The sequence below is a fragment of the Caproicibacter fermentans genome, from assembly GCF_009746625.1.
Classification (GTDB): Bacteria; Bacillota; Clostridia; order Oscillospirales; family Acutalibacteraceae; genus Caproicibacter; species Caproicibacter fermentans.
This window is the reverse complement of record NZ_VWXL01000002.1, coordinates 21,927-43,878: the sequence shown is the minus strand read 5'-3', so window position 1 is coordinate 43,878 and position 21,952 is coordinate 21,927. Positions and strand designations below refer to the sequence as shown.

Below are 21,952 nucleotides of genomic sequence, written 5' to 3'. Positions count from 1 at the left end.
TATGACAAGGATTGAAGTGTTCTGCGGATTTTTAGAGAGCGGAAAAACGACCCTGATTCAGCATATTTTAGAGCAGGAGTACATCGAAAATTACAAAAAAATCCTGATTTTGCAGTGTGAGGACGGAGAAGTCGAATTCCGCGCGCCAGCCATACGGAACAAAAACGTGCTGTTGGATCAAATCGACCGGAAAGAAAAAATATGCTATGAGCTCTTCTATAAAATCAAGCTGGAATTGAATCCCGATCTGGTACTGATTGAATATAACGGAACTTGGCCGATTGAGACACTGCTCGCCATATCAATGCCTAAAAACTGCAAAATTGACCGGATCTTTTTTTGCGCCGATGCTTCTACTTTTGATTTTTATATGAAAAACACCGGCGGGCTAATGGCCAATCAGCTCGCCAATGCCGACGCGGTTTTTTTTAACCGCGTATCGGAAGGTAAGGGAACGCTGAGAAATACGGTTCGCAGCCTGAACCGTTCCGCTTCCATTTTCTTTAGCGTGGAACCGGCGGATTCTTTTTTCAAAAAGCTGTTCGACCCTGAAACATTCAGAGAAGACAGACTTCACCACCGGATCTTTCTGCTGATTGCTTCCGCTTCGCTGGTTTGTATGTTTCTGCTGTTAACGACGGTGATTTTTAACCCGGCACAGCTTTATGCGTCGGTCCAGAGCGTTAATATGGTTTTTATCGGCATTTTGATGCAAGCGGTGCCGTTCCTGCTGATCGGGGCATTCGTCTCCGCCCTGCTGCAGGTATTCATTCCCGATGAGACACTGGTCAGGCTGTTTGCCGCACACAAATGGCTTGGATTCCCTCTTGCGGTAATTCTCGGATTTTTCTTTCCGGTCTGCGATTGCGGCATCGTGCCGATCGCATCGAGGCTGGCGCAAAAAGGCGTGCCGTTGCCGGAAGCGATGGTCTTTATGCTTGCGGCTCCGGCGGTAAACCCCGTTACAATTTTATCCACCCTATATGCTTTCCCCGGTCAGCCGCAGTACGTGCTCTGCAGAATCGGCTTCGGCATCCTCATTTCTCTGATTGCCGGTTCAATTCTGGGTTTGACGCATCAGAAGGCGTCACTTGTTCTGTTCGGCGGATCTGCTGTGGCATGTTCCTGCGGGTCAGGTGGCTGCGTCCCCCGCCATTCCGGGAAAGCAGGCAAGCTGGAGGCCGTTTTTATGACCGCGGGGCAGGAGTTTCTCGGTATGGGCCGCTATATTATTATCGGTTCCCTTTTATGCGCCACCCTTCAGCAGGCACTGCCGGCCTCCCTGTTTCAGAGTGCGGGCGGGGTTATGATTGTGCCGATTTTCCTGATGCTTTTAGCGGCATTTTTTATGTCGGTTTGTTCTACCTCAAATGCGTTTATCGGCAGAAGCTTTTTGAACGTGTTTCCGCCTGTTGCCGTGCTCGCTTTTATAGTTATGGGTCCTATGCTGGATTTGTCCAATTTATTCATGCTGAGCGCCAGCTTTAAAAAGAAATTCGTGTCGCGTCTTGCGGGAACTCTTTTTGTCACCGGCCTTTTGATTTTTCTGCTTCTTTCCCTGCTGCAGAAAGGAAGGGCATTATGAAACATAAAATAAATTCGGAAGTACTTTTGGAGACGATCCTCTGTTTTTTGTTGTCCATCCTGTTTTTTTACGCATTAATTTCCGGCAGAACAACCGATTATGTGCATCCACGCATCAATGGATATCTTTGGTTTGCCGCAATCGCCTTGCTGATTATTTCTATCATGCTGCTGCCGTCCGCGCTCACCCCAAAACATAACCCGGAACCCGGCAGATACCTTCTGTTTTTCATACCGATTTTATTTGCCCTTCTGATTCCTGCGGGAGCCGTTCAGAGCAGCGCAATTTCGTTTGGGAACGCGCCCGCCGCCGGGACGGCGACAATTTCGACCGGAACCTCGTCACAGGATAAAGGGACCATTATTGCGGACAGTGCTTCTTCGGATGATATCGGGGCCGAAGCGTCTTCCGCCCCTTCTCTTCCAAAGGAAGACGGCAGCGGCGTCATAACGGTGCAGGACGAACAATTTGCCCGTTGGTATCAGGATATCAATCAGGATATGGATAAATATAACGGAAAAACATTAAAATTCAAGGGGCAGGTCTTTCGGATGAAAGAGTTTGCGAAAAACGAAATCGTTCCTGTACGGTATGCTATGGTCTGCTGCACCGCGGATTTGCAGCCATGCGGTATTCTGTGCAGGGGAGACGGGGTTTTAAAATACAAGGAAAACGAGTGGGTATGGGTCACAGGTAAAATTAAAATTGAGAATTATATGAATCAGAGAATGCCCGTATGCTATATTACCAAAATAGAAAAAGCGGAAAAAGCACAAAAGGCTTATATTTATTTCACTTATTAACGACCTTCGTCGTTGAAGGTGTGTATCCTTAGATTCTTTTTTTGCTGGGATTGGGAAACATGGGGAAACGTTTTCGCTTCTTCAGGCCGTTGACCGACGGATTTCCGGATTAACCAGGCCGATATCACTGTGGTAAACGGAATCGTGAACAGCATGCCAAGGCTCCCTATCAAAGATTGAAGAATTTCAACGATAATTTCCTCTTTGTTGAGCAGTTGAAGGATCGGGTAGTTAGAAGCGGCATAGATCAATACCATGATCAGGCTGCTTCCGATATAGGCAAGGATCAGCGTGTTGGTCATGGTACCCATGATGTCTTTCCCGATATTGAATCCAGACTGGATAATCTCGATTTTTCTCATGTTGCTTTTGCTTTTTTGAATTTCTTCCAACGAGGACGCAATCGACATTGCAACGTCCATGGTTGCACCCAAGGCGCCGACGGTAACCATCGCAAAAACAATTGCTTTTAAGTCCAAAGGACACTGTGTGAATGTCTGTTCCAACAGGGACGTTTGATCATTATAATAACCGGTCAATTTCATAATCCGTTCCATAACGATGTAAACGGCTCCTGAAAACGCAACGCCGCCCGAACAGCCGATTGCGGCCGACAGACTTTTTTGGTTGATTCCGCCTGTAAGAATATAGGATACGGCTATGATATAGATACAAATGACAACTGTCGAAGCGAAGATGTTGAATCCGGCCATGATACACGGAACAAACACGAAGAAAATTGCGAAACAAGTCAGTGCCAGCGACAGAACGGTTTTCAATCCTCTCTTCCCGCCGAAAACGACAATCAGACCGACAAAGACAAGCGACAGCCAAAAGACCTGTTCGATTCTGTCATAATTTTCAAACGTGTATTCTGTGGAACTGCCATCGGACAGCTTGCCAAGAACGACTTTATCGTTTGGACTGACCTGCGGCGGCATAGCCGCATTATTTTTGTATGCATATTGGGTGGCATAAACAGATGTTCCTTTTTTATCGCCCGATGTAATGATACAAGTGAATTTTACAACATTGGTGCTGGAATCCGTCTGGCTTGGTGTGACGGAATCAATTCTCGTGACTTTTGCAAAAAGCTGATCGTTCATCTCCGACTCATACCCGGAAATCGTGATATGCAACGCATGTGCGGATGCATATCGATTGCCTACCCATAGAAATAAAATGGAAAACAATAGAACGATCCAAGCAGCCTTCCCTTGACTGATCTTCATTTTTGTCACATCCTTTTTCAATAATCTATGTCCTCTTAAAACAGGATATGACGATCACTGCCTGAATGATCAAGCCAGAAAATACAAAAAGAGAACCGAAAGCATAGCACACACTTACGGCACTCTTCTATTTTTTAAGATAATGTCGGTTGTTTTACCGGCTGAGGCTGTCATATATTTCATTCAGATTTGACTTCATTCGTTCCAGGTAGGTCTTATGATCTTCCCCGCTTTCAATGGTATAAATCTGTTCCACCTTTGCGCCGATCTGATTGGCAAGTGTTTGAGAAACGGCAGGACTGACCATATCCTCAACAAAAATTGTTTTTACGTTGTTCTTCTTACAGTAATCCACCAGTCCAGCCAATTTCTGCGCACTGGGTTCCCCCTCTGCAAATACGTCTTCAACGCTGTTTTGCTTTAATCCAAAATCCCTGCATAAATAGGCAAAAGCGGCATGACCGGTCACAAAGCTCCTGTTTTTGGCGTCGTGAAATTTGGTGTTGTATTCTGAATACAAACTTTCCAACTGCGAAATGAAACTGTCACAGTTTTGCTTAAAGTAGTCTGCGGATGACGGATCTGCCTTAACTAATCCATCGCGGATGTTCTTTGCCTCTGTTTCAGCGCCTTTCAGACTGATCCAAATATGGGGATCATATTGCCCGTGCTCCTTGATTTCATCGGTATCTGTATTTTGGATCGGTGTCGCTCCTTTGGAAGCTTCCACCGCAACCAGATTTTTATTATCGGCCGCTTCAATTGCTTTATCCGCCCAAGATTCCATGCCAAACCCGCTGTATACAAAAACTTGCGCGGAGCTTAGCCCGGTAAGATCCTTCGCTTTCGGCTCAAAATCGTGCGGTTCCGTGCCGTCCGGTATAATGGTCGAAATTTCCACTTTCTCTTTACCGACAGCTTCTGTAAATTCTTTCATTGCGTTGAACGTTACAGATACTTTTACCTTTTTGCTTAAAGCAGTGCTTACCTGACCGGCGGTACTGCTTGCGGCGATCTTGTTATTCGTACTGCCGCAGGCGGAAAAGGCCGGAATGATAAACAAACTTAATAACAAGGCAACAGTTTTTTTTAACATTTTTGCTCAACCTCCAAGTTTTACTTGCAAATGATTATCATTTGCATTTATAATAATCTTATTACAGTTACTTTGTCAAGGAAAAAATTACATTAAATTAAAAGGACGGTGTTTTTAACGATTCAGGCGAAAGGATTATACTTTTCCTATACCGTTTCGGCGCCCTATATACTGGATGGAATTGATTTTGAGATTAAAGATGGCGACTACATCTCGATATTAGGTGAAAACGGCTGCGGCAAAAGCACACTTATGAAACTAATTTTGAAATTATTAAAACCGACAAAAGGCACCATCGTTACAAATGCAGACCATATTGGTTATGTGCCTCAAAAAAATGATTTTTCAAACGCTAATTTTCCTATAACGGTTTATGAAATGCTCAATGCCTACAGAAGACTCTTAAAAATCAAAAATAAAGAGGCAATCCTTGAAGTCTTAGACAGAGTCGGAATGAATCCCTTTATGGATTCTTTGATGGGAACACTTTCGGGAGGGCAATGCCAGAAAATATTTATTGCACGGGCGTTGATGGGAAAACCGGACCTGCTCATTTTAGATGAACCGTCTACAGGTGTGGACATCGGCAGTCAAAAGGAAGTCTATCGTTTTCTGAAAGAAATCAATAAAAAAAACGGCATCACGATTGTCTCAGTCGAACACAATCTTGATGCTGCCATTTCAAATTCTACGCTTATTTATCATCTGAGCGGCGGGAAAGGCCACCTTTGCACGCCCGAAAAATATACGGCTGAATTCTTAAAGAACGAACAATAGGAAGGATTCTCTAGAATGTTAAACTATAGTTTCATGCAAAACGCTCTATTTGTATCTGTTTTCATTTCCATACTTTGTCCATGCATCGGAATTTTTCTGGTACTCCGGCGGTATTCCATGATAGGAGATACTTTATCGCATGCGTCCCTTGCCGGTATCACAATCGGATTATTATGTGATCAGAGCCCGGTCCTGGGCGCTTTTATCTTTACTTCGATCTGCGGCGCTTTGATTGAATTTCTGCGAACTTATTTAAAAAAGTATACCGATTTGATTTTAACGATCGTGCTGTCCCTCAGCGTGGGCATTGCCATTACAATCATCAGTTCCGGAAAGCTTCACGCCAACGCGGATTCCTTTTTGTTCGGAAGCGTTCTGACTGTTACTGAGTTTGACATGATCACCGTACTTGTTCTCAGTATGATATCCGTATTAACACTCATTTTTCTTTACAATCAAATGCTCTATATTGCGTATGATGAAGAAGCCGCTAAAATAGCGGGTGTAAAAGTTAAATTGATTAACTATGTGTTTTCAATCCTTGTTGCATCGGCGATTTCAGTCTCCATCCGTATTGTTGGCGTCCTTGTTTTAAGTTCCATGATTGCTCTTCCGGTGGCTACTGCGCTGCAGCTCGGGAAAGGTTTTAAATTGACCCTTGCTTTTTCCATCGTGTTCAGCGTTGTAGACATTTTATCCGGACTATTTATTTCATACGATTTAAACGTTGCGCCCGGGGGATTTACAGCCCTTGTTTCAGTAGTTGTACTTGTGGTTGTCATTTTAGTCAGAAGAATAGCATCACAAGTAAAAATTAAAACATCGTAAAAAATGCGGCGTTTTCCTCGCCTGTCTTAGGCGGAAATGAGCGATATATTACTTTTTTTCATCCTTTTGACTGCATTCCTTACAATATCCATAGATCTCAATGTGGTGACTTTTTACGTTGAATCCATATTTTGATTTCATGATCAGATCAAATTGACCGTAAGGACAGTCATCAATTGGCATGATTTTATTACAGCCGAGGCAAATCGCATGATGGGTGTGTTCAGACTTCATGTACTCATATCTGGCCACACCGTCATCCGTTAAATTCATTTTTAACAGGATGCCCTTTCCTGTCAGCGTTTCGCAAGTCCGATAAACAGTAGATAAACTGAGTTTAGCATTATTTTGATATAAAGCAGAAAAAATTTCATCAACTGTTTTTGGTGATGAATCTTTCAAAATTTCAAGGACAAGAATTCTTGTTCTTGTCCTTTTTATATTTCTATTTTTCAACAATTTTTCAATTTCCGTTTGGTTTGGCAAGTTTTTCACCTCTTATATAATAATATTATTACTGATATTAAATAGATCTAATTCCTTTTGTGATGGACTTGTCTAAAGCTTGGGCGCCGCGCAATAAAATATGCCCCTCTTCAAGGTCAAATTCTTCCGCCTCATAGAGCCGCGTTTTGCACAATTCTGCGGATAATCCCGTTCGTAACCTACATGACTTGATTGGCAGTGTTTTCTTCTTAAATTGTACAGCAGGAAGAAAAAACTGTCAATTCAAACAGAAGGTAGCCGTACGTGTTTTCAGGCCGCTTGCCTTGAATTTTTATTCGTATTGAATGCAACAAACCATTACTTAAAAACAGCGTCGCCTCTGATGCCAGCATGACATCAGAGGCGTATCTACCTTCATTCTGTTTTAGTTCTTGCCTCATGGATTTTGCACGTTTCATTGCGAGGTGAGCGGCAAAAACCGGATTTCCATGACAGACGTACTCGACGGCGTTGAAATTGGAGAATTGAAGATACCGGGAACCGCGCTTTTCCATATGTGCATAGCAGTTCCTGAGTTGCCCGGATTGGCAGACCGAGGGCGTCCTATATAGCCAATTTGGCGTGGATGCACTCTGACGCCATATGTGCGGCGCAGTCCAGTCCCAAAGATGACGTATTGACTGCCAGATCATAAAGACGGACATCAAGGCGATCGGACTTAGTGAACGCTCGATTGTAAGCGATCCTCTGCCGATCGTTCTCTTCGATCTTTTCTTTTGCCGCCTCTTTGGAAATCTGAAACAGGGAAGCAACGCGCTCAATGCGTTCCGGCAATTCAGCCGTAACAAAAATCTTCACATGTCTCGGGCTCTCTCTCAGAACATATCGTCCCGCCCGCCCTAAAATTACCGCCGAAGTCTTCTCGGCAATTTTGAGAATATATTCCGACTCCAGGTAGAACAGTTCCTTATCGCTTGGGTGATACTGCGGAATCCATCCTGCAGCCGGTACGGTATACAACTGTTGCGTAAGCTTCTCCCACACGGAAGACAGTCGTCCGTCGCGGTGCTCCAAATCCTCTTCCGCCAGATGAAGCTCATCGGCTACCTGTTTCAAAATGTCGCGGTCCACAAATGGGATGTTAAATTCTTCTGAAAGTTTTTGCCCGATGTACGCTCCTCCACATCCGAGCTGGTGGCTGATCGTTACCACATAGCGTTGTTTTCCCACAATCGATGCGCTCCCTTACCATAAGATCAATATTTGCGGCTCCTCCGCCAAAATGATTAGTCTATCGCATTTTCTTCTTTTGCAACTTCATTTTCCAGCTTTGTTTCCCGTTCCCTATCCAGCCTGACATTGCGAACATACAGCACCATATCAATCGTAATTTCAGCGATATTAAGAAAATAGAAAATCCAGCCCAAATAGAAAAGGAAGTCCAATCCTTCTCCTGACGAGAACTGCATAAATTCCCGTATGATCCCAAATACATAGCCGATCCATAAGAAGACCTCAAAGAAAAGGCTTTTTCCTTTCGCGGTTCTGGCTGTATAGGAACGGTAGATGGAAATGGGCCATGAAAGCCCAAAACACAGGATCATGAGTGCTTCCAACAAATTCATTGCTTCGTTGCTCCATTCTCTTCTTAAAAATTTACTTGTACTTTTGCAACGACTCCATTATACTGGAAGCACAAAAAAATGTGAAAAGTATATTCGACATACCGACTATAATGATTTGATATATCAGGAGCGAAAGATGAGTGCAAATTATGACTACTATCGGATTTTCTATTACGTCGCCCGATACCAGAGCTTTACAAAAGCCGCGAATATTTTGCTGAACAGCCAGCCGAACATCACCCGCGGCATGAACCATCTGGAAAGTGAGCTGGGGTGCAAACTTTTTTTTCGGACAAATCGGGGCGTGACGCTGACTCCAGAGGGAGAACGTCTGTATGCGCATATCGCCATTGCCTACGAACAGATTCGAACAGGGGAAGAAGAATTAGCGGGTGACAAAAACCTGCAAAGCGGGATTCTTTCCATCGGCGCAAGTGAAACGGCCCTGTATGGCCTTTTGCTGGAAAAGTTGAGCAGTTTTCACCAATCGTTTCCCGGAATACGGATCCGGATCTCGAACCAGTCCACGCCTCAGGCCGTGGCCGCGCTGAAAAACGGTCTTGTTGATCTTGCCGTGGTAACTACGCCGACCGGCGTTGACAGGACACTGCGGGAAATTCCTTTGAAATATTTTGAAGAAGTTCTGGTTGGAGGACCTCAATTCGCTTTCCTCGCGGGAAAAAACATTCACTTGCGGGAATTGGAAAAATATCCGCTGATCTGTCTGGAAAAGAATACAATGACTTTTGAGTTCTATAACCAATTGTTTCTGGAACACGGATTAACCCTTCAGCCCGACACCGAGGCGGCCACAACCGATCAGGTGCTGCCCTTGATAAAGAACAACCTTGGAATCGGATTTTTACCGGAAGATCTGGCAAAAGATTCGCTTGCACGAGGCGACATCTTCCGCATTTCCCTGGCGGAAACAATTCCGAAACGAGCCATCTGCCTGGTGCGGGATGACCGGCGTTTTTTAAGCATCGCGGCAAGAAAGTTTGAAGAAACGCTTTATCATAAAAATGAAATAGTGAAGTAATTTTCACTTGCCTTTCTACAGCATTTCCAGTTAATTTTGCACTGTGTTTGTATTCCTCCCCCGCCTTCGGCGGGGGAGGAATACGTCTTGGCAATTAAAGCGGAATTGCTGTAAGCAGTGTTATGCTTGTATTTTGACCTGAACCCCGAAAGCTGAGCCAGTAGAAAAGCAGCCCGGTATTCCTGCGGGTTTGAACTTCTGCTCTTTCACGCTTCTCTTTGGCTGTGTCGCAGCAGCCCCCTCGCGGAAAGGCAAAAAAGCCGTTGTCCCCGACTCGGCGGAACGCAAAGAGCGCATCCGATAAATCAGGGGCAACATTATTTTGAAGAGCGATAGGGCAATCTCAGGTTCCGCCGTTCATGTCCCCGAGGCGGAGACCAGAGCGGCAGCCTTTTTATTCAAACGGATTTTCGGTTTTATAAAGCAATCCCTTCGGCTGATTGAAAGCGATCTCCGGGACGCCGAGCGCGCGGAACACCGTAAACAGCGCGCTGCCCGCGTGGGCAAAGGCCACGGCGCCGTGATGCGGGAAATGCCGTTCAATCAGAACATGGCGGTAAAATCGGCCCATTTCCGGAATGGCGAAAATGCCGATTCCGCCGAAGGAGCGGGTGGCAACAGGAAGAACCTCTCCCTGCGCGATGTACGAGGTCAGCCTGCCTTCCGCGCTGCCCTGCAGGCGGAAAAACGTGATCTCTCCGGGGGCGATGTCGCCCTCCAGCGTGCCGCGGGTAAAATCGGGTGTTCCTCCGTTTTCAAGCAGACGGTTCTGGATCAGCTGATATTTGACCGCCGCGCCTTTGGAAAGCTTGCAGAACGGAGTGTTGCCGCAGTGGAAGCCCATGAAGGTATCCTTCAGCGTATAGGGATACTTCCCGGCGACATCGGATTCATAAAGGTCATTTGGCACGCTGTTGTTGATATCCAGCAGAGTGACGGCGTCTTCCGTCACGCAGGCTCCGATGTATTCGCTCAAAGCGCCGTAGAGATCCACTTCACAGGCCACAGGAATTCCGCGGGAGGTCAGACGGCTGTTCACGTAGCAGGGCTCAAACCCGAATTCCTTCGGGAAAGCCGGCCAGCATTTGTCCGCGAAGGCCACATATTTTCTCGAGCCCAAATTATCCTTCGCCCAGTCGAGCAGGGTGAGTTCAAACTGCGCCATGCGCGGCAGAAGATCCGGGTAATGGTTCCCGTCCACGCCGAGCTCCGCGGCCATATCAGCCACAACTCCGGGGATGCGGGAATCGTCCTTGTGAGCGCGGTAGGCAACCAGAAGATCGAGCTCCGAATTTTCCTGTACTTCAACGCCGAGGTCGTAAAGCGGCTGAATCGGCGCGTTGCAGGCAAAGAAATCCTGCGGACGGGGACCGAACGTGATAATTTTGAGCGACTTTACGCCGATCAGCGCGCGAGCCGCCGGGACAAATTTCGCAATGCTCCCCGCTAGATCATCCGCCGTACCGACCGGGTACTCCGGAATAACCGCCGTAAGGTGGCGCAAGCCGAGGTTATAGGAACAGTTGAGCATGCCGCAATAGGCGTCGCCTCTGCCGTTAATCAGGTCTTTTCCCGTTTCTTCCGCGGCAGCAACGTACATGACCGGACCGTCAAAGTATTTGGCGATCAGGGTTTCGGGCGTTTCGGGGCCGAAATTGCCTAAAAACACCACCAGGGCATTGCAGCCGGCCGCCTTGACTTCCTCAACGGCTTTCAGCATATCCCGCTCGTTTTCCACTGTTGTTTTCGCTTCGTAAATGGCGCCGTAGTTCGCCGTATAGGAATCCACAATCGCTTTTCTTCTCTTTTCGGAAAGCGAGATGATAAAGCAGTCGCGGCTTACTGCGATAATTCCAAGCTTTACTTCAGGGATATTCGTCATTTCAAAAACACTCCTTTGTTAATGAAAGCTCCATTTCAGAGCATCATAGAATTTGACGTACTTCGCATAATGTTCCTCATAGCATGCGACATTTGCGGAAATCGGCGCCGTCATGCTTTCCGAACGGATCAGAGGCACGGTTTCCTCCAGGCTTCCCCAGATACCGGCGGTTACGCCGGCCGCCAGAGCGGCGCCGAAAGAGCCGCCCTCCGCGCTGCCGTACACGGTTCTCACGGGAAGATGAAAAACATCCGCGAAAATCTGACGCCAGAGCGGACTTGCCCCACCGCCCCCGGCGATGACAATCTCGCTTGCGTCTTTCGCACTCATCAGTTCGTAGACCTGACGCAGCGAAAACGCGACGCCCTCCAGAACCGCGCGGGCAAAATGCCCCTTGCCGTGGCGGGAGGTTACTCCTAGGAACGCGCCGCGGGCGAAAGGGTCGTTCAGAGGCGCGCGCTCACCGGAAAGGTACGGCAGGAAAAACATTCCTTCACTGCACGGAGGAACGGAAGCCGCCTCGCCATCCAGCAGAGCGAACGCGCTTTTGCCCTCCTCTTTCTCCCTCCGTATTTCATCCTGACCAAGAGAATTCCGGAACCACTGGTAGGAACCGGCCGCCGCAAGGGTCACACCCATCGCACTGAACGATCCGGGTTCATTCCCGCAGAAAACCTGAAGCATCCCGTTGGGATTCGGAAGAAACGAAGCAAGCCCCATGGCGACGACGCCGGAGGTTCCGACCGTCACCCCGACCCGGCCGGATTTTGCGAGGCCAAGGCCGGTTGTTGAGATAACGGCGTCGCCGCCGCCTCCCCCGACGGGAATTCCGGCAGACAGGCCGGTGACATCCGCAGCGCCTTTCGTTACATAGCCGGAAACAGCCGTCGATTCCACCGCCTCCACGAACATTGTCGGATCAAGGCCTGTTTTCCGGATCAGATCGTCGGACCACCGGCGCTCCCTCACACAGAAGAAACCCGTACCGGAAGCATCGGAAACATCCGTTTTAAGCTCCCCCGTCAGCTTCAGCCGAATATAGTCCTTCGGGTTAACGATATGTACGGTCTTTTGATAGTTCTCGGGCTCGTTTTCCTTCATCCATAGGATTTTCCCGCCGGTGTACCCCGTAAGCATCCTGTTATTGGTCTCGGCCAGAAGAGCATCCGGTCCCCCCGCCAGTTTCGTGATCTCGTCGCACTGCTTTTCGGTTCGCTGATCGTTCCACAGAATTGCTCGCCGAACCGCATGATTTTCATGGTCCAGCGCCACCATGCCGTGCATCTGCCCCGAAAGGCCCACGGCACAGACCGTTTTCCCGTTCAGCCGCGGAATGATTTTGCGGATTCCCGCCGCAGTACCGTTCCACCAATCCTCAGGGTCCTGTTCCGACCATCCCTGCTGAGGCGCATAGCAGGGGTACTCCTCCGTGACGGAACCCAGAATCACTCCGCAATCGTCCAGAGCAAGGATTTTGCATCCGGAAGTTCCAACGTCGATTCCAAGGACACATTTTTCAGACATCGTATTTCCCCCGTTACACCCTAGTATTTTTGCCCTGAAGGCCCACGAAAGCTCCGTCCGCCTGCAGACCGGACTCCGGATGTGCAATCATCCACTTGTTTTTGGCAAACAGCAGTGCGTCCTCTCCCTGTGCCGCCGGTTTTGCTTCCAGCGGAAGGTTCGTGCCGCGCGGAAGAATGATCGCGTCCCGGAAGCCCTCCGTTGATGTGCTGCACGGGGCAAAGTGCAGCGTCGTCGCATACAATTCAACCGCGGTTCCAGCCGGAACGAGGAACGCTTCCACCCGTCCGGTATCATAGGTAAACGCCGTGCTTACATCCTGCAGACAGCCAAGCAGAAGGATGAGCTCCGTTCCCGCGATATTGATCTCGGAACTCCGATGATATTCCAGAGCGTTGAGCTTATCATTGCTGCCGTTGCAATAGCCCAGCTCGATCGGAAGTCCGCCGAATTCCCGGTTCTGAAGCTCACCAAAAATATCCAGCTTTTCCAGTTCCGGGTCGGAAGCCACATAAACCGTTGCATCCGGCGGGCAAGGGGTCTTCTTCAGCCTGCTCAGAAGCTGGGCGCAGTTGAGCCCGGAAACGACTCTGCCGTATTTTCGAAAGGCATCGTCCCGGATGGATTGAACCGCGATTGTGTCACTCATGATTTTCACTATCCTTAAATATTAAATTTAATTACAACTTTTAAAAAATACTTTTCATAAAGTATGATAACATTCTATTTTCACCCTGTCTACTACATGAAAGAATAAAACCCTCACTAAAATAAAAGACTTATATAAAACCTGTAAAAATTCGTCCGGATATAAAATATAAAAAAGATACGTGTTATGATTTTTACAAAAGAATTCTATCGGAAAACGCAGTAAGGTTTCCAGCAAACTTTGGAAAAAGGTGTGTTAAGTTTGAATAATCTTCAGGTAAGAGATGTAAACAAGAACAGAATCATGAATTTTCTCTACTCCAACAACGGGGCAACCAAGCAAAACATCGCCGATTCTCTCAGCTTGAGCATGCCGACGGTATCCCTCATTCTGAAGGACCTGGAAAAACGCGGCCTGGTCACGAAATCAGGAACACTGAAATCTTCCGGCGGAAGAAAACCGTTCGTCAACTCACTGGACTACGGCGCGCGGCTCTCCTGCGGGATCGAAGTCACGCAGAACCATCTCCGCTTTGTGGTAATTGACCTCGGAGAGAGTATCCTGTTCTATAAAAAAATCCGTGAACCGTTCCGGAATGACGAGAAATATTTCAGGGCCATGGCCGAAGAGCTAGACCTCTTTCTGCGGGAAAATCACGTGGATCTCAACAAGCTCCTCGGGGTCGGCATTGCCGTGCCCGGGCTGGTAAATTCGAAAGCCGATCTTCTGGAATACAGTCCCACTCTGCACGTAAAGGACCTTCCGATCGACAGTCTGAAAAAGCAAATCCCCTTTCCCGTCATGGTCAACAATGAAGCAAATCTGGCCGGTCTCGCCGAAATCTGGCAAATGGATGAAGTGGAAAGCGCCGTCTTCCTTTCCGTCAACAAAGGCGTCGGCGGGGCCATTATCATTGACAACAAGCTTTATAACGGCATCAACGGCTACTCCGGAGAATTCGGCCATATGACGATTGTGCAGAACGGGCTGCCCTGTAACTGCGGGAAAAATGGTTGTCTGGAGGCGTACTGTTCCACAAAGGTTTTAACGGAACCGAATTTTGAAGACGTGGATGATTTCTTCGCGGCGCTTGAAACGGGAAACCAGTACTGCAAGCAGAAATGGGATATTTATCTGGACTATCTCGCCACGGGGATCAACAACATCCGCACCATTTTCGATGCCGAAATTATTATCGGCGGCGAAATTGACCGCTATCTGGAAAAATACTCCGGCATACTTATGGAAAAACTTCAAGCGCTTCATTCCTTCTGCGGCGAGCCTGACTATCTTCATTTCAGTAAATTCAAAGACAAAGCGAGCGCGGTCGGGGCCGCGCTTCAGCAGATCGACTCCTTTCTGAACGATTAGAAAGAATACGCCGATCAAGCCCTTCCGGGCATAGGATCGGCGTTCACAAAACACAATTTACTTCCGGTCAATCGAGTCGGAAAGATTCTTGCCGCCGTCCCCCGGGGACCCTGGTCCCTGTCCGCTTCCCCGCACGGTAAGCGAATTTTTATATTCCCGCCATGCATAGAGTCCGAACGCAATGGCAGCCAGAAAGAAAACAACACTCGCAAGCACGGTAACCAAGAGCGGCAGGGAGCTTGTGTGCTTCACCTGCGCAAAGACGATTCCTTTCGTCAGATACAGAATATAGAGCGCAACCAGAATGCGAAGAGTCAGCTTGATTCCGGCATTCTTTTTCTTTGTACGAAGTTCCTCTGATTGAACCTGCATTTGTTTTCCTCCCGCTTTTCACTCGCTCCCGAGCGGGCGACGAAATTCCATTTTCGCATTCCGAAACGGGAACCGCCTTCAGCGGACGGTGCGCGCCGCGCTTCGGGTGCTGTTTCCAACAATTTCTTTTGTGAAAACCGCCCGCAGTGCGGCGCGCCCGCAGCGAATCCCTCTGACGGATTTCCCCGCCGAATCGCGAAACGCAATCAGCCTTACTGCTTCCCTACCTTATGGTTCGAAACGACATCGAAGATAACGGCCGCAAGAAGAACAGCGCCTTTCACAACATACTGCCATTCGTCCGGAAGTCCGTAGATCGACATGCCCTGATTCATAACGCCGAGCAGAATCGCACCGATCATAATGCCGGAAACAGTACCGGAACCGCCGTAAGCAGATGCTCCGCCGATAAAGCAGGCCGCGATTGCGTCCATTTCGTAAGAGTTGCCCATGTTGCCGTCGACGGAACCGATGCGGGCCGCCACCAGCAAGCCGGAAAAGCCCGCCAATACGCTCATGAGGAAGTAAGCCCAGAAATAGACGCGCCTCGGGTCAATACCGGACAGTTTTGCGGCCTTTTCATTGCCGCCCACCGCGTAGAAATAACGGCCGAAAGCGGTTTTCATCGTAATGAACGCAAAGATCAGAACCACCAGAAGAATCCAGAGAAGCATAACCGGAATGCCTTTATAGTTGGCGAGCTTCCAGCAGTATGCGATAATCAGGGCATCGATAATGATGACCTTGACCAGCGTGGTGACCAGAGAATCAGCCGCATAGTTCTTTTTTACCTTTTTGGCCCGGCCGGAAAGCATCAGCACGGTCAGCAGGACCGCTACCGCCACGCCGACAATCAACGCCGAAACATGAAAAGACTTGGTGTCCATACCGGGAACGTCAATATAGGAAATAAAGGTATTGAGGAACGCTTCATTCTGAATGTTGACGGTTTTGGAGGCCAGGACGACACGGCCGAGCCCGCGGAACAGGAACATACCCGCCAGAGTCGCAATAAACGGGGGGATGTGGATATAACCGATCCAGAAGCCCTGCCAGATGCCGATCACAGCCGCAATCAGCATGGCAATCAGAATCGTTGGCAGCGCTCCCATGGAGTTTTGGTCCATCAGCTGCGCCGCGACGGCGCCCACAAGGCAAAGCGTGGCGCCGACCGAAAGATCAACGTTTCCGCCGGTCAGAATGCACAGCAGCATGCCGCATGCCATAACCAGAACATAAGCGTTCTGCAGAAGCAGATTGGAAATATTCTGGGCGTAGACCAGTCTGCCGTTCGTTAATACCGTGAAGAAAATGAAGACCACAACCAGAGCGATGGTCATCGTGTACTTTTTAATAATTGAAGATGCCTTTGTCATGCTTCTGCCTCCTACGCTTCCTTTTGTTCCTCTGAAATGCCCTTTTTATCGGAGTGGAGAATGGCTCCCATGATCTTTTCCTGCGTCGCTTCATCGCGGCTCATTTCGGCAACCAGGGAGCCTTCGTTCATCACGTAAATTCTGTCGCACATCCCCAGAAGTTCCGGCAGTTCAGAGGAAATCATTACTACCGATTTTCCCTGCGCAACCATATCGTTCATGATACAGTAAATCTCGTACTTTGCGCCGACATCGATGCCGCGGGTCGGTTCATCCAGAATCAGAACATCCGGGTCCGCAAACATCCACTTGGAAAGCAATACCTTTTGCTGATTTCCGCCCGACAGATTCCCGACCAGCTGCTGCACGGTCGGTGTCTTTATATTCATTACTTTTACATACTTTTCCGCAACATGGTTCTCCATGCCGACATCAATAACGCCGTGTTTGTCACACACCTTTTTGAGCCGCGCCATTGTGGTGTTCTTCGCAATCGTGTCGATTAAAACCAGCCCGTTGGTCTTCCGGTCCTCGGTTACGTACGCGAGGCCGTGCTCGATGGCGTCCTCCTCGGTTTTCAGGTGCACCTCTTTGCCGTTCAGATATTCCCGGCCAGAAATGCCGCTGCCATAGCTCTTGCCGAACAGCGACATGGCAAGCTCGGTACGGCCAGCGCCCTGCAATCCGGAAAACCCTACGATCTCGCCCTTATGTACATGGAAGCTGACGCCGTTTACCACCTGCTTCTCCGTATAAATCGGATGATGAACGACCCAGTTCTTTACTTCCAGTCCGATTTCCTCGCTGACCTTGTGCTCTCTGGCGGGGAACCGGTTTGTCAGCTCGCGTCCGACCATTCCTTTAATAATCCGGTCCTCATCAATGGTACGGTCCTCATTGTCGATGGTCTCAATCGTCGCTCCGTCGCGGAGCACGGTAATCCGGTCGGCCACATAAGCAACTTCGGACAGTTTATGTGAGATGATAATGGAAGTCATGCCCTGCTTTTTAAACTGCAACAGCATATCCAAAAGCATTTTTGAGTCTTCTTCATTCAGGGAGGAAGTCGGCTCATCCAAAATCAGCAGCTTTACGTTTTTGGAAAGCGCCTTCGCAATTTCAACCAACTGCTGTTTTCCGGTCCCAATGTCTTTAATCAGGGTTGTGGCCTTGTCTTTCAGTCCCACCTCTTCCAGATGTTTCGTCGCCTGACTGTATGTCTCGTTCCAATCGATACCGAGCTTTCCGTTGCGCTCATTTCCGAGAAACATATTCTCGCCAATGGAAAGCTCCGGGATCAAAGCCAATTCCTGATGGATGATAACGATGCCAAGCTTTTCACTGTCATGAATGCGTTTAAACTGGCACTCCGACCCATTAAAGAGAATTTTCCCCTCATATTCGCCGAATGGAATGGTTCCGCTTAAAACATTCATCAGGGTTGATTTGCCGGCGCCGTTTTCTCCGACCAGTGCATGAATCTCACCGCGCTGCACTTCCAGATTCACATTATCCAATGCCTTGACACCGGGATACAATTTTGTGATGCTCTGCATAACTAAAATATTGTCTGGCAAGTCAATGCCCCCCTGACTGTGTATTTTCATCTCTGCTTTTATAAATGAAGAGCGGGCGGGGCTGAATAACCCCGCCCGTACAAGCCGTTCGTATTATTTCTTTGCCTTCGGATATTTGCCATCCATCGTGTAGTAACCGGTGTCGACAAGCTCTTTCTGGATGTTGTCTTTGGTAACGACAGTCGGGACAAGCAGATAGGAAGGAATAATGCCTTTTTTGTTGTCGTAGGACTTCGTGTCATAGGAGCAGTCGAACTTCCAGCCCGAGGACTTAATCAGGCTTTCGTCCGGCTTTTGGCCGTTCAGCATCGCCATGCCGATATCAAGCGTGGCAACCGCTTCGTTCGCAACAGCCTTGTAGACCGTCATGGACTGTTTGCCGTCAATGATATTCGCAAGGTTTGCTTCGTCGCCGTCCTGGCCGGTGATGATCGGGGTGTTGCTGCCCATATAGTCGGAGCCGATTGCCTGCGTGACGCCCAGCGCGGTGGAGTCATTGGAGCAAAGAGCAACATCCAGCGTGGTCTTGCCGTTGGAATAATAGGAACCCAGAATGTTCTGCATGCGGTTCATCGCGTTCTTGGTATCCCAGGACTGCGTCGCAACCTGCTGGAACGTTTTCTGGCCGGAAGGAATCTTCAGAATTCCGGCGTCTATGTACGGCTTCAGGAGATCCATGGCGCCGTTAAAGAAGTAGGTCGCGTTGTTGTCGGCCGGATCGCCCGCGGTGAATTCGATGTTGTAGCTCTTGGACTTGTCGTCCGGCTTCAGGCCCAGCTGGTCGACCACGAACTGCCCCTGCAGCTGACCAACCTTGAAGTTGTCGAACGACACATAGTAACTGATCGCGTCGGTGTTCATGATCAGACGGTCGTAGGAAATGACCGGGATATTCGCGCTCTTGGCGGTATTCAGAACATTGGAGAGGGAATCGCCGTCGATGGCCGCCACAACAAGAAGGTCAACTTTATCGGCAATCAGATTCTCGATATCCTTTACCTGCTGGTCGATTTTGTTGTCGGAATAGGTAAGCTCCACGCTGCAGCCCTTTCCCTCGAACTGGTCTTCCAGGTAAGAACCGTCGCGGTTCCAGCGCTCCAGAGATTTTGTCGGCATGGAAATACCGACTTTCTTTCCGCCGGCCGCCGGGGCGGACGCCGCCGAACCCGCCGCGTCTTGAGCGGCTTCGGAACTTGGTGCCGCCGCCGAACTTTGGCCCCCGGCGGATCCATTGCTGCAGGCCACCATCGATGCCGTCATCATACAGGCCAATACAGCTGCAATTAGTTTTTTCATCAATACTTTCCTCCTTACATTTTTCCTGATTCATTGATTACAAAAGCCCGAAGAGGCAAAACACCTCGTCTGAGTCCTGAACCTGCTGGATACCCTCCTATTACGCGTCAGATTAAAAACATAAACATAACGGCGAAGAAAAAATCAAGTGAAAAGAATGAAAGGGATTAAGGGCCTGCCCTGCGCCGGCCTTCCGTGAAAGAGCGGACCGGATTTTCCAAATAAAGTAATTTACTTACTTTTATAAATGATATTTATTTAAGTGTCTAAATCATATAACAATCAGGCGGTAAAGTCAATATATTTCTGTGCAGTTTTCTATTTTTAGTCATTATCCCCAATGTTTATTTTGCTGATTTGGGACAAATACAAGTCAGACACTTTCGATATATTTCTTGATATAGCACCATGCAACACCCATCATATTTGCCTTTCGCGGGTACCGGCCGAGCCGTAAATACTCCGAGCCATCCTCAAAGGTATCCTTTTGCTCCACCATGCGTTTCAGTTCCGGCAGGTACGGTTCCAGGTACTGGGAAAGGAATCCGCCCAGAACGACGTCGCAGTCCAGCATCATATGAATATTGTTGATCCCGATCGCCAGATGTTCCAAAAGATCTTCCCATAAAAGCCGGTATTCCCGGTTTCCCTGTTTGAGCCCGTCGAAAAACTCCTCAATCGAAACACCTATTTTCGTGCTGATGCGAAGGGCGGAGCAGTAGGCCTCCAGGCATCCCCGTTTTCCGCAGCTGCACAGCAGTCCGCCCGGCTCCACACACATGTGGCCGAATTCGCCGCTTCTTCTGTTTTTCCCGTAATACTGCGCACCGTTGATTAACACCGCGCCGCCGACCCCGTTCTCCAGATAAAGGTAGGCGATATTGTTGCCCACCGTGTTCCGCGACCCGAACCACTCCGCAAATCCGCCGCTGGTCCCGTCATTTTCAATATAGGTGGTGTAGGGGATCGGCTCCCGGATGGTGCTCAGGCTGATATTCCGCATCTGCATGGTGGGCGACAGCTTTACCTCGTCCTTTTCTTCGTCCAAAACAGCCGGAAGCGTAATGCCTACGCCCAACATCCGGCTGCGGTCCAGCCTGTTCTCGTTCAGAAAGGTCTCCAAATCCCCTGCGACCCGCGCTCCAATTTCATTCATTTTCAGGGAACCGATCGCAATTTGTTTATAGGCAAGTTCGCTTTGCTTCAGATCGGAGGCCAGAAAATGCACTTTATCCGCTGTAATGGAGATACCCACTGCAAATTTGATATCGCTGACGATGGAATAGCCGATTGCTCTCCTGCCGCCCGTCGATTTCTGCACCTTTCCGACCTGAATGAGTCCGGCGTTTAACAGTTCCGTGATATTCTGGTGCACGGTCGGCAGACTCAGCCCGAGTTTTTGCGCGATTTCATGCTTTGACGGAGGGGACTCGGATTCATAGATGAAACTGTAAATACTGTTTCTGGTCAGCCTGCGCCTTTCGGTTACAGGTACTTTTAATTCCTTCATAGCTGTTCTCCATATTTAAGTTACTTTTGCAAAAGTATTTTATATATTATAATAAATTTTTTCCCCTTTTGCAATCCCTTGCTCGAATGGAGCAATCCGTAAACCTCCCATCACAGAACAATAAAGGAATCGATTTTTTGACTGATCGTAATTTCCGCTCACGTTGCTTTTCTTTTCCTCTTAATCCTTTTCCTAAAAATCATTTCCTATTATTCATGGAAAATAGCGAAGTCGGCCGGGAAACGCGGATTTTATCTTTTTGGTCGAAGAGGTATTCGTTCTCAGCTGCGGCTATACACTGAACTCATCCACGCTCTACGGTCCGGTATCGCATTGAGAATCAAATTTAAAGAACGTTATATCCAAGATAAGAAGTGTCCAGCGCCATTTTCGTTTCGATAAATACCGCGTTTAAGCGGGCAGCGGCAGGTGTATAGTCTTTCAGCAGCATAATCAGGCGGTTTTGTACTTCCGCGGACTGCAAAGCCGGTTCGGGCAAAAACAATACGGTTACGTCATGCTCGCCGCCGTACAGACCGGAATAACGAACCAAAACTTCTTTGGAATGATCGCCGTTCCAGTTTTCATATTCAACGATTCGAAAGGGAACGGGATCTCCGCAAAAATTCTTCAAATAAATTCGCAAAAGCTTCTCCATGGCTGTCCGGGTTCCCTTCCAGCCCTGGAGCCAGCACGCAACGGGAATCAATTCCCGCATTTGTTCCGGGGAAAACTGACCGTATCCATTTCGAAGTCCGACGAGCTCTCCCACAAAATTCAGAAACGGCTCCGGTGTTTGATCCGGGTCGTACAGCATTTCCGGAAGTCGGTCAATGATTTTCTCCAGCTTCAGATAAGGCTCCTCAAAAACAGCCGTTAGGCGGTCCAGCAGCGGATCGTCCTTGTAAAGATCCGGCAGATGGTCAAAAAAAGGACGTTCTTCTATATTGTACATACCGATTG

Annotated in this window: 21 protein-coding genes; 6 read left to right on the top strand and 15 right to left on the bottom strand. The window is 48.5% G+C overall.

From position 1 onward, the window contains the following. The first annotated feature begins 1 nt into the window (after position 1). Positions 2-1,585, top strand: a complete 1,584-nt coding sequence (locus CAFE_RS00210; RefSeq protein ID WP_156989447.1) for a permease — start codon at positions 2-4, stop codon at positions 1,583-1,585. Continuing rightward, the gene (locus CAFE_RS00205; protein WP_066643730.1) at positions 1,582-2,388 is read left to right on the top strand and encodes a TIGR03943 family putative permease subunit; all 807 of its coding nucleotides are present in this window, start codon (positions 1,582-1,584) and stop codon (positions 2,386-2,388) included. The genes CAFE_RS00210 and CAFE_RS00205 overlap by 4 nt, the downstream gene beginning before the upstream one ends. Here CAFE_RS00205 and CAFE_RS00200 read toward each other — a convergent pair. Both CAFE_RS00200 and CAFE_RS00195 read right to left on the bottom strand, forming a co-directional pair. Beyond that, positions 2,385-3,620: a YibE/F family protein gene (locus CAFE_RS00200; protein ID WP_156989446.1), complete on the bottom strand. Its 1,236-nt coding sequence runs from the start codon at positions 3,618-3,620 to the stop codon at positions 2,385-2,387. The two genes, CAFE_RS00205 and CAFE_RS00200, sit on opposite strands and share 4 nt — an antisense overlap. 154 nt (positions 3,621-3,774) lie before the next feature. Then, positions 3,775-4,716 (bottom strand): metal ABC transporter substrate-binding protein, encoded by a 942-nt coding sequence (locus CAFE_RS00195; RefSeq protein WP_156989445.1) that lies wholly within the window; start codon positions 4,714-4,716, stop codon positions 3,775-3,777. Positions 4,717-4,824: 108 nt separating this feature from the next. On the opposite strand from CAFE_RS00195, the gene CAFE_RS00190 reads away from it, so the two are divergent. Both CAFE_RS00190 and CAFE_RS00185 read left to right on the top strand, forming a co-directional pair. Beyond that, positions 4,825-5,493 (top strand): metal ABC transporter ATP-binding protein, encoded by a 669-nt coding sequence (locus tag CAFE_RS00190; protein ID WP_321173021.1) that lies wholly within the window; start codon positions 4,825-4,827, stop codon positions 5,491-5,493. A 15-nt stretch (positions 5,494-5,508) separates the two neighbouring features. After that, complete coding sequence (locus CAFE_RS00185) at positions 5,509-6,321, top strand: metal ABC transporter permease (protein ID WP_066643734.1); 813 nt, start codon at positions 5,509-5,511, stop codon at positions 6,319-6,321. A gap of 48 nt (positions 6,322-6,369) precedes the next feature. On the opposite strand, the gene CAFE_RS00180 is transcribed toward CAFE_RS00185, so the two are convergent. The 4 genes from CAFE_RS00180 to CAFE_RS00165 form a co-directional block, all read right to left on the bottom strand. Further along, positions 6,370-6,807 carry a Fur family transcriptional regulator gene (locus tag CAFE_RS00180; RefSeq protein WP_066643736.1) on the bottom strand — a complete coding sequence of 146 codons (438 nt, stop codon included), beginning with the start codon at positions 6,805-6,807 and terminating at the stop codon, positions 6,370-6,372. A gap of 209 nt (positions 6,808-7,016) precedes the next feature. Then, positions 7,017-7,322, bottom strand: coding sequence for a hypothetical protein (locus CAFE_RS20395; protein WP_156989444.1), 306 nt, complete (start codon positions 7,320-7,322; stop codon positions 7,017-7,019). A 49-nt stretch (positions 7,323-7,371) separates the two neighbouring features. Further along, on the bottom strand, positions 7,372-7,998 hold the full coding sequence (locus CAFE_RS00170; RefSeq protein ID WP_156989443.1) for a cytidylate kinase-like family protein: 627 nt from the start codon (positions 7,996-7,998) through the stop codon (positions 7,372-7,374). 56 nt (positions 7,999-8,054) lie between these two features. Beyond that, a complete protein-coding gene (locus tag CAFE_RS00165) occupies positions 8,055-8,393 on the bottom strand; it encodes a hypothetical protein (RefSeq protein WP_066643739.1) in 339 nt (112 codons plus the stop codon). 136 nt (positions 8,394-8,529) lie between these two features. Between CAFE_RS00165 and CAFE_RS00160 the strand changes: the two genes are divergently transcribed. Next, the gene (locus CAFE_RS00160) at positions 8,530-9,432 is read left to right on the top strand and encodes a LysR family transcriptional regulator (RefSeq protein WP_066643740.1); all 903 of its coding nucleotides are present in this window, start codon (positions 8,530-8,532) and stop codon (positions 9,430-9,432) included. A gap of 394 nt (positions 9,433-9,826) precedes the next feature. Here CAFE_RS00160 and CAFE_RS00155 read toward each other — a convergent pair whose 3' ends face one another. From CAFE_RS00155 to CAFE_RS00145, 3 genes are read right to left on the bottom strand one after another with little or no spacing between them, the layout of a single operon-like run. After that, the gene (locus CAFE_RS00155; RefSeq protein WP_066643741.1) at positions 9,827-11,314 is read right to left on the bottom strand and encodes an L-fucose/L-arabinose isomerase family protein; all 1,488 of its coding nucleotides are present in this window, start codon (positions 11,312-11,314) and stop codon (positions 9,827-9,829) included. Positions 11,315-11,332: 18 nt separating this feature from the next. Beyond that, entirely contained in the window at positions 11,333-12,838 is a 1,506-nt protein-coding gene (gene xylB / locus CAFE_RS00150) for a xylulokinase (protein ID WP_066643742.1), read from the bottom strand. Between the two features lie 13 nt (positions 12,839-12,851). Next, positions 12,852-13,475, bottom strand: coding sequence for a DUF4867 family protein (locus CAFE_RS00145; protein WP_330593676.1), 624 nt, complete (start codon positions 13,473-13,475; stop codon positions 12,852-12,854). A gap of 273 nt (positions 13,476-13,748) precedes the next feature. On the opposite strand from CAFE_RS00145, the gene CAFE_RS00140 reads away from it, so the two are divergent. Then, complete coding sequence (locus CAFE_RS00140; protein ID WP_066643743.1) at positions 13,749-14,858, top strand: ROK family transcriptional regulator; 1,110 nt, start codon at positions 13,749-13,751, stop codon at positions 14,856-14,858. Between the two features lie 57 nt (positions 14,859-14,915). Here the strand turns inward: CAFE_RS00140 and CAFE_RS00135 are convergent, their stop codons facing one another. From CAFE_RS00135 to CAFE_RS00110, 6 genes are all read right to left on the bottom strand, one after another. Then, positions 14,916-15,230 (bottom strand): hypothetical protein, encoded by a 315-nt coding sequence (locus CAFE_RS00135; RefSeq protein ID WP_066643744.1) that lies wholly within the window; start codon positions 15,228-15,230, stop codon positions 14,916-14,918. 212 nt (positions 15,231-15,442) lie between these two features. Continuing rightward, complete coding sequence (locus CAFE_RS00130) at positions 15,443-16,606, bottom strand: ABC transporter permease subunit (protein ID WP_066643745.1); 1,164 nt, start codon at positions 16,604-16,606, stop codon at positions 15,443-15,445. 11 nt (positions 16,607-16,617) lie between these two features. Then, positions 16,618-18,213, bottom strand: a complete 1,596-nt coding sequence (locus CAFE_RS00125) for an ATP-binding cassette domain-containing protein (RefSeq protein WP_407926820.1) — start codon at positions 18,211-18,213, stop codon at positions 16,618-16,620. A 63-nt stretch (positions 18,214-18,276) separates the two neighbouring features. After that, positions 18,277-19,479 carry a substrate-binding domain-containing protein gene (locus CAFE_RS00120; protein ID WP_066643747.1) on the bottom strand — a complete coding sequence of 401 codons (1,203 nt, stop codon included), beginning with the start codon at positions 19,477-19,479 and terminating at the stop codon, positions 18,277-18,279. Between the two features lie 373 nt (positions 19,480-19,852). Further along, a complete protein-coding gene (locus CAFE_RS00115) occupies positions 19,853-20,989 on the bottom strand; it encodes an ROK family transcriptional regulator (RefSeq protein WP_066643748.1) in 1,137 nt (378 codons plus the stop codon). Between the two features lie 346 nt (positions 20,990-21,335). Then, entirely contained in the window at positions 21,336-21,944 is a 609-nt protein-coding gene (locus CAFE_RS00110) for a phage tail protein (protein WP_156989440.1), read from the bottom strand. Positions 21,945-21,952 lie beyond the last annotated feature (8 nt).

What these genes read in the sequence shown, in the direction of transcription:
- CAFE_RS00210 (WP_156989447.1), top strand. Translation starts at nt 2, where the DNA reads ATGACAAGGATTGAAGTGTTCTGCGGATTTTTAGAGAGCGGAAAAACG.
- CAFE_RS00205 (WP_066643730.1), top strand. Translation starts at nt 1,582, where the DNA reads ATGAAACATAAAATAAATTCGGAAGTACTTTTGGAGACGATCCTCTGT.
- CAFE_RS00200 (WP_156989446.1), bottom strand. Translation starts at nt 3,620, where the DNA reads ATGAAGATCAGTCAAGGGAAGGCTGCTTGGATCGTTCTATTGTTTTCC.
- CAFE_RS00195 (WP_156989445.1), bottom strand. Translation starts at nt 4,716, where the DNA reads ATGTTAAAAAAAACTGTTGCCTTGTTATTAAGTTTGTTTATCATTCCG.
- CAFE_RS00185 (WP_066643734.1), top strand. Translation starts at nt 5,509, where the DNA reads ATGTTAAACTATAGTTTCATGCAAAACGCTCTATTTGTATCTGTTTTC.
- CAFE_RS20395 (WP_156989444.1), bottom strand. Translation starts at nt 7,322, where the DNA reads ATGGAAAAGCGCGGTTCCCGGTATCTTCAATTCTCCAATTTCAACGCC.
- CAFE_RS00165 (WP_066643739.1), bottom strand. Translation starts at nt 8,393, where the DNA reads ATGAATTTGTTGGAAGCACTCATGATCCTGTGTTTTGGGCTTTCATGG.
- CAFE_RS00160 (WP_066643740.1), top strand. Translation starts at nt 8,530, where the DNA reads ATGAGTGCAAATTATGACTACTATCGGATTTTCTATTACGTCGCCCGA.
- CAFE_RS00155 (WP_066643741.1), bottom strand. Translation starts at nt 11,314, where the DNA reads ATGACGAATATCCCTGAAGTAAAGCTTGGAATTATCGCAGTAAGCCGC.
- xylB (WP_066643742.1), bottom strand. Translation starts at nt 12,838, where the DNA reads ATGTCTGAAAAATGTGTCCTTGGAATCGACGTTGGAACTTCCGGATGC.
- CAFE_RS00135 (WP_066643744.1), bottom strand. Translation starts at nt 15,230, where the DNA reads ATGCAGGTTCAATCAGAGGAACTTCGTACAAAGAAAAAGAATGCCGGA.
- CAFE_RS00130 (WP_066643745.1), bottom strand. Translation starts at nt 16,606, where the DNA reads ATGACAAAGGCATCTTCAATTATTAAAAAGTACACGATGACCATCGCT.
- CAFE_RS00125 (WP_407926820.1), bottom strand. Translation starts at nt 18,213, where the DNA reads ATGAAAATACACAGTCAGGGGGGCATTGACTTGCCAGACAATATTTTA.
- CAFE_RS00120 (WP_066643747.1), bottom strand. Translation starts at nt 19,479, where the DNA reads ATGAAAAAACTAATTGCAGCTGTATTGGCCTGTATGATGACGGCATCG.
- CAFE_RS00115 (WP_066643748.1), bottom strand. Translation starts at nt 20,989, where the DNA reads ATGAAGGAATTAAAAGTACCTGTAACCGAAAGGCGCAGGCTGACCAGA.
- CAFE_RS00110 (WP_156989440.1), bottom strand. Translation starts at nt 21,944, where the DNA reads ATGTACAATATAGAAGAACGTCCTTTTTTTGACCATCTGCCGGATCTT.